Origin of the sequence: Pseudomonas syringae group sp. J248-6, from assembly GCF_032586995.1 — a bacterium.
GTDB classification, from domain to species: domain Bacteria; phylum Pseudomonadota; class Gammaproteobacteria; order Pseudomonadales; family Pseudomonadaceae; genus Aquipseudomonas; species Aquipseudomonas amygdali.
On sequence record NZ_JAWHOP010000001.1, the window covers coordinates 121,181 to 136,133 of the forward strand.

The following is a 14,953-nucleotide window of genomic DNA, read 5'->3' on the forward strand; positions in this document are numbered from 1 at the left end:
ATGCACTTCAGCGAATTGATGGCAGTTCTTTCCACGCACCCGATCCGTCTTCAACAGGAAGAAGATGATCTGGTGATTCTCGGAGACGACGAGGGGCTGGACAGTGCCACTCTTGAAAGCCTGAGCGTGCACAAGGCAGAACTGCTGACGCTGGTAGCTCGAATGGGCGGTGACTGGCTCAGTCCGGCGTTTCGCATTACCACGGACATGCTGCCGCTGGCCAATCTGAGCCAAGAGGCGATTGACAGAATCGTCGATGCGATACCGGGCGGGGCTGGCAATGTGCAGGACATCTATCCGCTGGCGCCTCTGCAGGAAGGGATTCTCTATCATCACCTGACGGCCGGGCAGGGCGACCCGTATGTATTGCGGGCGTTGTTCGGGGCCGAGAGCCGCGAACGTCTCGACGACTTCGCCCAGGCACTGCAGGCGGTGATCGAACGCCATGACATCCTGCGCACGGCGATGGTTTGGGAAGGCCTAGACGAACCGGTGCAAGTGGTGTTGCGCGATGCGGCGCTGGCCGTGGATGAACTGACGCTGGACGTGGCTGACGGCGACATCGAAACCCAGTTGCACGAACGCTATGATTCCCGGCATTTCCGCCTCGATTTACGCCAGGCCCCGTTGATGCGCATGGTCTGTGCTGAAGATCCCGCCAACGCTCGCTGGGTCGCTATCCTGCTGTTCCACCACATTGCCATTGACCACGCCGCGCTTGAGCTGGTGAAACACGAGATGCAGGCCTTTCTGCTCGGCGAAGGCCATGCCTTGCCCGAAGCAGTGCCGTATCGCAACTACGTGGCACAGGTTCGGCTGGGTGTCGGGGCTGATGCTCATGAAGGTTTTTTCCGCGAGATGCTGGCCGACATCGACGAGCCGACGCTGCCGTTCGGCGTGCTCGAAACGCTGGGCAGCGAGCAACTGATCGAAGATGTGCACCTGCCCGTCGATGACGCATTGAGCGTGCGTCTGCGCACACAGGCCCGGCAGCTTGGGGTCAGTGCCGCGAGCCTGCATCACCTCGCCTGGGCGCGGGTGGTGGGTGCACTGTCGGGCAAATCGGATGTGGTTTTCGGCACAGTGCTGATGGGCCGGATGCAGGGCGGCGACGGTGCCGATCGGGCACTGGGCATGTTCATCAACACCTTGCCGTTGCGGGTCAAGCTGGAAGGGCACGCGGTGCGTGAAGGGGTCAGAACCACCCACGCTCGACTGACTGCCTTGCTCGGTCATGAACATGCGTCGCTGGCCCAGGCCCAGCGTTGCAGCGGCGTGGCCGCACCGGCGCCGTTGTTCAATTCGCTGCTCAATTACCGTCACAGTGCCAGCGAATCGGTGGCTTCGACCGAAGCGCTCCAGGCCTGGAATGGCTTGCAGAGCCTGGGCAGCGAGGAGCAGAGCACTTACCCGATCACTCTGTCGGTGGACGACCTGGGCCAGGGCTTCAGCCTGACGGTTCAGGCCCTGGCGCAGATCGGTGCACAGCGCATCGGCGAGTACATGTTGACGGCACTCGGCGCGCTGGTAGAGGCGCTGGAGCAGCAGCCGCAAACCCCATTGCAGCGTCTGCAAGTCCTCTCTTCAGCCGAACGCCAGCAAGTGCTGCATGACTTCAATGACACGGCACGCGACTACCCACGCAACAGCAGCCTGCAGGAACTTTTCGAACAGCAAGTGGCGGCGCAGCCTGATGCACTTGCTGCTGTACAGAATGACCAGTGCCTGACCTACCGGGAATTGAACGGTCGCGCCAACGCGTTGGCTCGTCACCTGGTCGACCTCGGCGTGCAACCGGGCGAGCGGGTGGCATTGCTGCTGGAGCGTTCCCTCGATCTGCTGGCCGGTCAGTTGGCCATTATCAAATGCGGGGCGGCATACGTGCCGCTGGACATCAACGCTCCCGCCGAGCGTCAGGCATTCATGCTGCAAGACTGCGGGGCGCGGCAAGTGTTGACGCTGGCTCGCCACGACCTGCCTGAAGGCATCCAGCGGATTGACCTTGACCTGCTGCAACTGCCAAGCGATGCGCACAACCCGGCATCATCAGCCTCCGCCGAATCGGTGGCCTACATCATGTACACCTCCGGTTCCACCGGTATGCCCAAAGGCGTATTGGTGCCGCACCGTGCTGTCAGCCGTCTGGTGATCAACAACGGTTACGCTGACTTCAATGCACAGGATCGTGTAGCGTTCGCCTCAAACCCGGCGTTCGACGCCAGCACCCTGGATGTCTGGGCGCCACTGCTCAATGGCGGCTGCGTGGTTGTGGTGGAGCAGTCGGTGTTGCTGTCTCTGGACGAGCTCCGCGCGCTGCTGTTGTCCCAGTCGGTCAGCGTGCTGTGGATGACCGCGGGCCTGTTCCATCAGTATGCCGACGGCCTGATGGAGGCCTTCGCGAAATTGCGCTACCTGATCGTCGGTGGTGATGTGCTGGACCCGGCGGTGATCGCCCGGGTATTGAAACAAGGCGCTCCGCGACACTTGCTCAACGGCTACGGCCCGACCGAAGCGACGACCTTTTCCACGACCCATGAGATCACCTCGGTCGGCAACGGCGGTATTCCTGTCGGTCGCCCGATTGGCAACAGCCAGGTTTATGTGCTCGATACCCTGCGCCAACCGGTGGCCGTGGGCGTGGGCGGGGAGCTGTATATCGGCGGGCAGGGCGTGGCCAAGGGTTACCTGAACCGTCCTGAGCTGAACGCCACACAGTTTGTCGACAATCCTTTCAGCGACGACGCTGGAGCCCTGTTGTACCGCACGGGTGACCTCGGCCGCTGGAACGCAGACGGGGTTATCGAGTATCTGGGCCGTAACGATGACCAGGTGAAAATCCGTGGTTTCCGTATCGAACTGGGTGAAATCGAAGCATGTCTGGTCGAATGCTCTGGCGTCAGGGAGGCCGTGGTGTTGGCCCGCCAGGACGAACCTGGGCAAAAGCGCCTGGTTGCATACGTGGTCGGCGAAGACAACAGCGCCTTGTCAGCGGTCGAACTGCGCCGCGAACTGGCGGCGTCGCTGGCCGAATACATGGTGCCAGGCGCCTTTATGGTGCTGGACTCGTTCCCGCTGACCGCCAACGGCAAGCTGGATCGCCGCGCCTTGCCGGCACCGGACGCTGACGCCTACGCCAGCCGTGAATTCGAGGCACCCGAGGGTGAAGTGGAAATCACCCTGGCGCGCTTGTGGTCCGAATTGCTCAACGTTGAGCGCGTCGGCCGCCACGATCACTTCTTTGAGCTCGGCGGGCATTCGCTACTGGCCGTCAGCCTGATCGAACGCATGCGTCAGGCGGGCCTGAGCGCCGATGTACGCGTGCTGTTCAGCCAGCCCACGCTGGCCGCACTGGCCGCAGCCGTCGGCGCAGGCCACGACATCAAGGTACCCGCCAACCTGATAGACAAAGGCTGCGAGCGCATCACCCCGGAGCTGTTGCCACTGGCGAATCTGACCCAGGTGCAGATCGACCAGGTGGTCGCTACCGTACCCGGCGGCGTGGCAAATGTTCAGGATATCTACGCGCTGGCACCTTTGCAGGAAGGCATTCTCTATCACCACATGGCAGCCGAGCAGGGCGACCCCTATGTGCTGCAGAGCCAGTTTGCCTTTGACGACCGCGAGTGCCTGGACGCCTTCGTTCAAGCCTTGCAGATGGTTATCGACCGGCATGACATTCTGCGTACCGGGGTGGTCTGGGACGGTCTGGACTCACCCGTGCAGGTGGTCTGGCGTGAAGCGAAATTACACCTTGAGGGGCTTGAACTTGACCCGGCGGATGGAGAGATCGGCGCGCAACTGCATAGCCGCTTCGATCCGCGTCACTACTGCCTCGATATGACTCAAGCGCCACTGATGCGCCTGGTCCATGCCGAGGACCCGCTCAACCAGCGAATTATCGCGATGCTGCTGTTCCATCATATGGCCCTGGACCATATGGCCATGGAAGTGGTGCAGCATGAAATGCAGGCCTGGCTGTTGGGCGAGGCAGAATCCTTGTCGGCGCCGGTGCCCTATCGCAATTACCTGGCTCAGGCGCGTCTGGGTGTCAGCCAGGCGGATCATGAAGTGTTTTTCCGCGACATGCTGGGCGATATCGACGAACCGACGCTGCCTTTCGGCCTGCAGGATGTGCAGGGCGATGGCCGTGATATCGAAGAAGCCGCTCTTGTAGTGGACAGCCAGTTGAACCTGCGACTGCGTGCTCAGGCCCGACAACAGGGTGTGAGTGCAGCGAGTCTGGTGCATTTGGCGTGGGCTCAGGTGCTGGGCAAGGTTTCCGATCGTCGCGATGTGGTGTTCGGTACCGTACTGCTGGGCCGTATGCAGGCCGGCGAGGGCGCTGACAGGGCGCTGGGAATGTTCATCAATACCTTGCCACTGCGGGTCGCCGTAGGCGGGCAAGGGGTACGCGCCGGGGTCAAGGCAACACACGCGCAACTTACCGCGTTGCTCGCTCACGAACATGCCTCACTGGCGTTGGCCCAGCGTTGCAGCGGTGTAGCCGCACCAACGCCACTGTTCAGCGCACTGCTCAATTACCGCCACAGCGCGGTGGGCAGCGCTGCAGAACAAACTGCCCAGGCCTGGCAGGGTATTCAAGCCCTGAACAGTGAAGAACGCACCAACTATCCATTGACCTTGAACGTCGATGACGTGGGTGACGGCTTTAAACTGACCGCGCTGGCGGCGAGCACGGTCGGTGCGCAGCGAGTGTGTGGCTACATGCACACGGCGCTGGAACAACTGGTGGACGCGCTTGAGTTAATGCCACAAGCGTCGTTGCAAAGTCTGTCGATTCTGCCAGCTGTCGAGCGTGATCACTTGCTGGTGGATTTCAATGACACCGCGCTGAATTACCCGCAGCAGCAGACTATTCACGGGCTGTTTGAAGCACAGGTCGAGCGCACCCCGCAGGCGCTGGCAGTGGTTCATGGCGAACAGTGCCTGACCTATCGCGAGCTTAACGAGCAGGCCAACCGCCTGGCCCATGCCTTGCGCAAGCAGGGCGTTAAGCCGGATTCGCGGGTCGGGATTTGTGTAGAACGCGGCGTGGAGATGGTCGTCGGCTTGCTGGCGATTCTAAAGGCGGGCGGCGGTTATGTGCCGCTTGACCCGGCGTATCCGGTAGAACGAATTGCCTACATGTTGCAGGACAGCGCACCTGCTGCCGTGCTCGCGCAGTCGGCAACTGAAGCGCTGCTGGCCGACGTTGCAGTACCTGTCATCAATCTTGAACTGAGCGATTGGCAGGACCAATCCGTCCAGAATCCGCAGGTGCCGGGGCTGACTTCGGCGCATCTTGCGTACCTGATCTACACCTCGGGCTCCACCGGTCTGCCGAAAGGCGTGATGATCGAACACCGCAACACCGTTAACTTCCTGAGTTGGGCGCACACGGCTTTTGACGGGGCAGCACTGGAAAAAACGCTGTTCTCCACTTCGCTGAACTTCGACCTCGCGGTCTACGAGTGCTTTGCGCCGTTGACGTCGGGCGGCAGCATCGAAGTCGTCAGGAACGTGCTGGAACTGCAACACGGCGACCACGATATCGGCCTGATCAACACCGTACCGTCGGCGCTTAAAGCACTGTTGGACGTTGACGGGCTGCCGACGTCGGTCCATACGGTAAACGTCGCCGGTGAAGCGCTGAAACGCAGCCTGGTAGAAAACCTGTTCGAGAAAACTGGCGTGCAGCGCCTGTGCAACCTCTACGGCCCATCTGAAACCACTACCTACTCAAGCTGGGTGGCGATGGACCGCGAAGATGGCTTCGCAGCGCACATCGGCAAGCCAGTCGGCAATACACAGTTTTACCTGCTGGACGAACAGCAACAGCCTGTGCCACTGGGCGTTGCCGGTGAAATCTACATCGGCGGTGCCGGCGTGGCGCGGGGTTATCTGAACCGTGACGACCTGACTGCCGAACGTTTCCTCAAAGACCCGTTCAGCCAAAACCCGGCGGCACGCATGTACCGCACCGGCGACCTGGGTCGCTACCTGCCAGACGGCAATATCGAGTATCTGGGCCGTAACGACGATCAGGTGAAAATCCGCGGCTTCCGTATCGAGCTGGGCGAGATCGATGCGCGTCTGGCCAAACACCCGGCCGTCCATGAAGCCGTGGTCACTGCCCGCGAAGATACTCCCGGCGACAAGCGTCTGGTGGCTTACTACACGCTGGCGGCCGGGCAGACCTCGGTGGCCATCGACAGCTTGCGCAGCCATTTGCAGGAAAAGCTGCCTGAGTACATGGTGCCGGCCATTTATGTGCGGCTTGAGGCCATGCCGCTGACCCCGAACGGCAAACTCGACCGCAAGGCTTTGCCAGCACCGGACGCCGATGCACTGATCAGCCGTGGCTACGAAGCTCCACAAGGTGAAACCGAAACGCAGATCGCGGCTATCTGGCAAGAGCTGCTGGGCGTTGCCCGGATTGGTCGTCACGACAACTTTTTCGAACTCGGCGGTCACTCGCTGCTGGCAGTCAGCCTGATCGGACGCATGCGCCAGTTGGGTCTGAGCACCGATATACGCGTGCTGTTCAGTCAGCCGACGTTATCTGCACTGGCTGCCGCAGTCGGCGGTAGCACGGACATCGTGGTGCCAGCCAATCTGATCACCGAGGATTGCCAACGCATTACGCCTGAACTACTGCCACTGGCCAACCTGACCCAGGCACAGATCGACCAGGTGGTTGCCAGCGTGCCGGGCGGCGTGGCGAATGTGCAGGACATCTACCCGTTGGCGCCGTTGCAGGAAGGCATTCTCTATCACCACATCGCCGCCGAGCAGGGCGATCCGTATGTGCTGCAAGCGCATTTCGCCTTTGATGACCGCGCGTGTCTGGATGCTTTCGTGCAGGCCTTGCAGGCGGTTATCGATCGTCACGACATTCTGCGCACCGGTGTCGTCTGGAAAGGCCAGGACTCACCCGTCCAGGTGGTCTGGCGCCACGCGCAATTGCCTCTTGAGGCGTTGCAACTCGACCCCGCAGCCGGTGATTTCGGCGCGCAACTGCACAGCCGCTTCGACCCGCGTCACCACCGCCTGGATGTCACTCAGGCACCGCTGATGCGCCTGGCCTACGCCGAAGACCCGCTGAACCAGCGGATCTGCGCGATGCTGCTGTTCCACCACATGGTCCTCGATAACATGGCGATGGCCGTGGTACAGCATGAAATGCAGGCCTGGCTGTTGGGCGAAGCTCAAAACCTGTCGACACCGGTGCCATACCGCAATTATGTGGCCCAGGCACGCCTGGGCGTCAGTCAGGCCGAGCACGAAGCGTTTTTCCGCGACATGCTCGGGGATGTGGACGAGCCGACGCTGCCATTCGGCCTGCTGGATGTGCAGGGCGATGGCCTTGATATCGAGGAAGCCAACCTGGCGCTGGCCCCTCGGTTGAACCTGAGACTGCGCGCTCAGGCCCGACAACAGGGCGTGAGCGCCGCCAGTCTGCTGCACCTGGCCTGGGCTCAGGTGTTGAGCACGGTTTCCAACAGGCAGGACGTAGTGTTCGGCACCGTGCTGATGGGCCGGATGCAGGCCGGGGAAGGCGCCGAGCGGGCCTTGGGGATGTTCATCAACACCTTGCCGCTGCGGGTTTCAGTAGGCGGAAAGAGCGTGCGTGACGGGGTCAAGGCCACCCATGAGCGTCTGACTGCCTTGCTGGGTCACGAACATGCTTCGCTGGCGCTGGCTCAGCGTTGCAGCGGCATTGCCGCACCGACGCCACTGTTCAGTTCGCTGCTCAACTATCGCCATAGTGCGCCTGGCAGCGTATCCGAGCGGGCTACCCAGGCCTGGCAGGGTATTCATACGCTGAACAGCGAAGAACGCACCAACTATCCATTGACCTTGAACGTCGATGACTCCGGTGAAGGCTTCAACCTGAACGTGCTGGTCAGCAGTACCGTGGGTGCCAAACGGGTCTGCGCTTACATGCAGACTGTGCTGGAGCATCTGGTGGATGTGCTGGAACAGTCACCGTCCTCGGCGCTCGGCAGCCTGCCGGTCCTGCCTGCTGCTGAACGTGAGCAGTTGCTGGTGGCGTTCAACGACACAGCGCTGGATTACCCGCAGCAACAGACCATTCATGGGCTGTTCGAAGCACAAGTCGAGCGCACGCCAGATGATGTGGCCGTAGTGCATGGCGAACAACATCTGACCTATCGCGAGCTTAACGAGCAGGCCAACCGCCTGGCGCATGCCTTGCGCAAGCAGGGCGTGCAGCCGGATTCGCGGGTCGGGATCTGTGTGGAACGCGGTGCGGAGATGGTCGTCGGTTTGCTGGCGATCCTCAAGGCGGGCGGCGGTTATGTGCCGCTCGACCCGGCGTATCCAGCGGAACGTATTGCTTACATGTTGCAGGACAGCGTGCCTGCCGCTGTGTTGGCGCAGTCGGCAACTGAAGCGCTGCTGACCGACGTTTCGGTGCCTGTTATCAATCTTGATCTGAACGATTGGCAGGACGAATCCGTCCAGAATCCGCAGGTGCCGGGGCTGACTTCAGCGCATCTGGCGTACCTGATCTACACCTCGGGTTCGACCGGGCTGCCAAAAGGCGTAATGATCGAACACCGCAACACCGTGAACTTCCTGAGCTGGGCACACACGGCTTTTGACGGGGCAGCACTGGAAAAAACGCTGTTCTCCACTTCGCTGAACTTCGACCTCGCGGTCTACGAGTGCTTCGCGCCGCTGACCTCGGGCGGCAGCATCGAAGTCGTCAGGAACGTGCTGGAACTGCAACACGGCGAGCACGATATCGGCCTGATCAACACCGTGCCGTCGGCGCTGACAGCACTGCTGGAAGTTAACGGCCTGCCGGAATCTGTGCACACCGTGAACGTGGCGGGTGAAGCACTGAAACGCAGCCTGGTTGAATCGCTGTTCGAGCAAACCGGCGTCCAGCGTCTGTGCAACCTCTACGGCCCCTCGGAAACCACCACCTACTCAAGCTGGGTGGCGATGGATCGCGAAGACGGCTTCGCTGCGCACATCGGCAAACCAGTGGGCAATACGCAGTTCTACCTGCTGAATGAACAGCAACAGCCCGTTCCACTGGGCGTTGCCGGTGAAATCTACATCGGCGGTGATGGCGTGGCGCGCGGTTACCTGAACCGTGACGACCTGACTGCCGAACGTTTCCTCAAAGACCCGTTCAGTCAACAGCCTGCGGCACGCATGTACCGCACCGGCGACCTCGGTCGCTACCTGCCAGACGGTAATATCGAATACCTCGGCCGTAACGACGATCAGGTGAAGATCCGTGGTTTCCGTATCGAACTGGGCGAGATCGATGCGCGTCTGGCCAAGCACCCGGCGGTCCACGAGGCTGTGGTCACTGCCCGCGAAGACATTCCCGGCGACAAGCGTCTGGTGGCTTATTACACCCTGAGCGCAGGGCAGGCTTCGGTGGACATCGATAGCCTGCGCGGCTGGCTGCAGGAGCAACTGCCGGCCCACATGATCCCGGCGGCCTATGTGCTGCTCGACGCAATGCCGCTGACCCCGAACGGTAAACTCGACCGCAAGGCCCTGCCAGCACCGGACGGTGATGCACTGATCCGTGGCGGCTACGAGGAGCCACAAGGCACAGCAGAAATCACTCTGGCGAAAATCTGGAGCGACTTGCTCAAGATCGAGCGTGTCGGTCGCCACGACCACTTCTTTGAACTGGGCGGTCATTCGCTGCTGGCAGTGAGTCTGATTGAACGTATGCGCCAGGCAGGCCTGAGCGCCAACGTGCGTACGCTGTTCAGCCAGCCGACCCTTGCGGCACTGGCGGCAGCGGCAGGCGCGGTCGACGATCTGGTTATTCCAGCCAACCGCATTCCTGCGGACTGCCAGAGAATCACTCCGGACATGCTGCCGTTGATCGACCTGAGTCAGGAGCAGATCGACCAGGTGACGGCCTGCGTGCCCGGCGGCGCAGCGAACGTGCAGGACATCTATCCGTTGGCGCCGTTGCAGGAAGGCATTCTCTACCACCACATCAGCGCCGAACGGGGCGACCCCTATGTGTTGCAGGCGCAGTTTGCCTTTGACAGCCGCGCACACGTTGACACCTTCGCCAAAGCGCTGCAAATGGTCATCGACCGCCATGACATTCTGCGCACGTCCATGCACTGGGAAAGCCTTGATGAACCGTTGCAGGTGGTCTGGCGCCAGGTCGAGCTAGGCGTCGAAGAAGTACAACTCAACCCCAGGCTGGGTGATGTAACCCGTCAGTTGCAGGAGCGCCTTGACCCACGCCAGATACGCCTGGACATCCGTCAGGCACCCTTGATGCGCATGGTGTGTGCTTTGGACACCGTTAACCAGCGCTGGGTGGCGATCTTGATGTTTCACCACATGATCCTCGACCACACCGCGCTGGATCAGGTGCAGCATGAAATGCGGGTCTGCCTGCTCGGTCAGGCCGAGCAACTTGGCGACTCCATTCCCTACCGCAATTATGTCGCTCAGGCCCGACAAAGCCTGAACGAGCAGGATCACGAGCAGTTCTTCCAGGACATGCTCGGCGACATCGACGAGCCGACGCTGCCGTTCGGCCTGCACGATGTGCAAGGCGACGGCAGCGCGCTCGATCATGCCCGTCTGCAGCTGGACGGCGCGTTGGACCAACGCTTGAGAGTTCAGGCGCGGCAACTTGGGGTCAGTGCGGCGAGCCTGATCCACCTGGCGTTCGCGCAGATGCTGGGCCGCGTCAGCGGACGTGAACACGTGGTGTTCGGCACCATCCTGATGGGCCGGATGCAGAGCGGTCGAGGTGCCGAACGAGCGCTTGGCATGTTCATCAATACCTTGCCGCTACGGATAGACCTGGGCGACCAGGGCGTGCGTGAAGGGGTCAAGGCCACGCACCGGCGCTTGACCGGCTTACTCGGGCACGAGCATGCGTCGCTGGCGCTGGCCCAGCGCTGCAGCGGCGTGGTCGCACCGACGCCGCTGTTCAGCGCCTTGCTCAATTATCGGCATAGCAACGTTGCCGTAACCGATGAGGCACTGACGGCGTGGAGTGGCATGCAGTCGTTGGGGATGGCCGATGAAGAACGCACCAACTACCCATTGACCGTCAACGTCGACGATACAGGTGAAGGTTTTCTGTTCACCTCGCTGGTCACGGCGAGCATCGGCGCGCAGCGTGTGTGTGACTATTTGCAACTGGCCGTAGAGGGGCTGATCGATGCGCTGGAACAGGCACCGCAAACCCCGCTGCATGCTATTTCAATATTGCCGCTCAGCGAGCGTAAGCAGTTGCTCGAACAGTGGAACGAGCCCGGCAACACCTATGCACACGAAACACCGATCCACCAGCAATTCGAAGCCCGCGCTACAGAACGACCAGACGCCGTGGCGCTGGTATTCGAAGAGCAGACCCTGAGCTACGGCGAACTCAACGCCCGTGCCAACCAGGTTGCCCATCGCTTGCTCGCGCTGGGTGTGCGCCCGGACGATCGCGTAGCGATCTGCGTCGAGCGTGGCCCGGCGATGATTATCGGCTTGCTGGGCATCCTCAAATCCGGTGCCGGTTATGTGCCGCTGGACCCGGCTTACCCGCTGGAGCGCCTGGCCTATACCCTCGGCGACAGCACGCCGGTCGCACTGTTGAGCCAGCAGACCGTGCAGCAAGCCTTGCCAGTGACGGAACTGCCAATCATCAGTCTTGACGATGCCGACTTGCAGGACGAATCCGTGTGCAACCCGCAGGTAGCGGTCAAGTCCAGCGACCTTGCCTATGTGATCTATACCTCCGGCTCCACCGGTCTGCCCAAGGGTGTAATGGTCGAGCACCGCAACGTTGCACGACTGTTTTCGGCCACGGAAGAGTGGTTCGGCTTCAACGAAAAGGATGTCTGGGCACTGTTCCATTCGTTCGCCTTCGACTTCTCGGTGTGGGAAATCTGGGGCGCATTGCTGCACGGCGGACGTCTGTTGATCGTGCCGCAACTGGTCAGCCGCTCGCCGGAAGACTTCTACAACCTACTGTGCAGTGCCGGGGTAACGGTGCTCAACCAGACGCCGAGCGCGTTCCGGCAACTGATTGCTGCCCAGGGCGAGAACGAGCAGGCGCATTCGCTGCGCCAGATAATTTTCGGCGGCGAAGCACTGGAAACGGCGATGCTCAAGCCGTGGTATGCCCGCAACGTGAATGCCGAGACACAACTGGTGAACATGTACGGCATCACCGAAACCACAGTGCATGTGACCTATCACCCGTTGCAGGCCGACGATGCACAGCGTATCGGCTCCAGCCCGATCGGCCGGCGCATTCCCGATTTGCAACTGTATGTCCTCGACACCCATGGCGAGCCGGTACCGGTCGGCGTGGTTGGCGAGCTGTATGTCGGCGGCGCCGGTGTGGCGCGTGGCTACCTGAACCGTGAAGCACTGACGGCCGAGCGTTTCATCGACAACCCGTTCAGTACGGCGCCGGGTGCGCGCCTGTACCGCACCGGTGACCTGGGGCGCTGGCTGGCCGATGGCAGCCTGGAATACCTGGGCCGGAATGACGAACAGGTGAAGATTCGCGGCTTCCGCATCGAGTTGGGCGAGATCGAAGCACAGCTCGCCGCGTGTGAGGGTGTACAGGATGCGCTGTTGCTGGTCCGCGAGGACGAACCGGGCGACAAGCGTCTGGTGGCCTATGTCATCGGTACCGCAGGCGTCGAACTGGACGCTACCCGATTGCGCGAGCAATTGCGCCTGTCGCTGGCCGAGTACATGTTGCCAAGCGCCTTTGTCAGCCTGGAAAGTTTCCCGCTGACGGCCAACGGCAAGCTCGACCGCAAGGCTTTGCCAGCACCCGACCGCTCGGCGGTGGCCAGTCGCGGCTATGAAGCACCTGAAAACGATACCGAGATGGCCATTGCGCGTATCTGGCAAGACCTGCTGCAACTGGAGCAGGTTGGTCGTCATGACAATTTCTTTGAGCTGGGCGGCCACTCTCTGCTGGCCGTGAAACTGATCGAGCGCATGCGCCAGATCGATCTGGTTGCCGATGTGCGCGTGCTGTTCAGCCAGCCGACCCTGTCTGCCCTGGCGGCGGCGGTGGGCGGGAAGGGTGCCGTAGAAGCCCCCGTTAACCTTATTCCCGCCGGCTGTGAGCGCATCACCCCGGACATGCTGCCGCTGGTGTCGCTGAGCCAGGACGATATCGACCGCGTGGTGGCAAGCGTGCCCGGCGGCCTGGCCAACGTGCAGGACATCTATGCCCTGGCACCGTTGCAGGAGGGGATTTTGTATCACCACCTTGCCGCAGTCGAAGGTGACCCGTACCTGCAATATGCACTGTTTGCCTTTGACAGCCTCGAGCGGCTGCACAGTTTCGCTCAGGCCCTGCAAGGCGTGATCGCGCGACACGATATCCTGCGCACCGCCGTGCTTTGGGAGCGTCTCGACGCACCCGTGCAGGTGGTCTGGCGTGAGGCAACTCTGGGCCTGGATGAGCAGGTGCTGGACCCTGCCGATGGCGACATCATCGAACAACTGCTCAAGCGCCTGGACCCTCGTCACACGCGTCTGGACATCCGTCAGGCGCCGATGCTGCGTATCGGCTATGCACAGGACGCGGCGAATAATCGCTGGCTGGGCATGCTGCTGTTCCATCACCTGGTGGACGATGCCACGTCGCTGCGCATTCTCACCAGCGAAATCGAGTCGTACATGCTCGGGCAGCAAGCCTCGCTGCCACCGTCCGTGCCTTATCGCAACTACGTGGCCCAGGCCATGCTCGGTGTCAGCCGTGAAGAGCACGAGGCGTTTTTCCACGACATGCTCGGTGACGTCGATGAACCGACGCTGCCATTCGGCCTGCAGGACGTGCAGGGCGACGGAAGCGGTATCGAGGAAGTACGCCAGGTGGTCGACATCGACCTGAGCCGCCGCCTGCGCGTGCAGGCCCGACAGCTCGGGGTCAGCTCCGCCAGCCTTTATCACCTGGCCTGGGCCCGTGTACTGGGCGCTGCATCCGGCAAGGACGATGTGGTGTTCGGCACCGTATTGCTCGGTCGTCTGCAGGGCGGTGCCGGGTCTGACCGGGCGCTGGGGATGTTCATCAACACCTTGCCGTTGCGTGTCACGCTGGGCGAGCAGGGCGTGCGCAGCGGTCTGAAAGCCACCCATGCACGACTCAGCGGGCTGCTGGCCCATGAGCACGCCTCGCTGGTACTGGCCCAACGTTGCAGTGGTGTACCCGCTTCGACGCCATTGTTCAGCTCGCTGCTCAACTTCCGCCATACCGGTGATCTCGACGCAAGTGACCAGGCGCTGGTCGCCTGGGAAGGCATTCAGGCGCTGCATGGCGAAGAACGCACCAACTACCCGCTGACCTTGTGCGTGGATGATCTGGGCGAAGGTTTCGCCCTGACCGTCATGACCGAAGGGCATATCGGTGCCAAACGTGTGTGTACCTACATGCACTGTGTGCTGGAAAATCTGGTGCAAGCACTGGAACAGACCCCGGACGCTGCGCTGGGATCGCTGAATATCCTGCCCGCGATCGAGCGCCAGCAACTGCTGGAAAGCTGGAACACTCCGCATGCCCTGCAGGCCGACGACACCCTGATTCACCGTACCTTCGAAGCCTGGGTGGTGGCGCAGCCGAATGCCGTGGCCTTGCATTACGAAGACCGCACCCTGACCTATGCCGAGCTGAACACTCGCGCCAATCAGGTGGCCCATTATCTGCTGGGCCTGGGCGTGCAGCCAGATGACCGGGTAGCGATCTGTGTCGAGCGCAGCCTGGAAATGATCGTCGGTCTGCTCGGGGTGCTCAAGGCCGGTGCGGGTTACGTGCCGATTGACCCGGCCTATCCGGCCGAGCGTATCGCCTACCAGGTGCAGGACAGCGCACCGATGGCGGTGCTGGCCGATGCTACAGGGCTGGCGCTGCTGGGCACGTTCGATGGCCCACGCGTGGATTTGCACAGTCCGGCGTTGCAGG

The 14,953-nt window shown here is 61.8% G+C and carries 1 protein-coding gene (only partly in view); it reads left to right on the top strand.

The window, feature by feature from the left end:
- Window positions 1-14,953, top strand: partial view of a syringopeptin non-ribosomal peptide synthetase SypC gene (sypC, locus tag RYC17_RS00265; protein ID WP_316902087.1) — the start only. It continues 25,646 nt past the right edge of the window; the window shows 14,953 of its 40,599 coding nt (coding positions 1-14,953); the start codon lies at window positions 1-3; its stop codon lies off the right edge, out of view.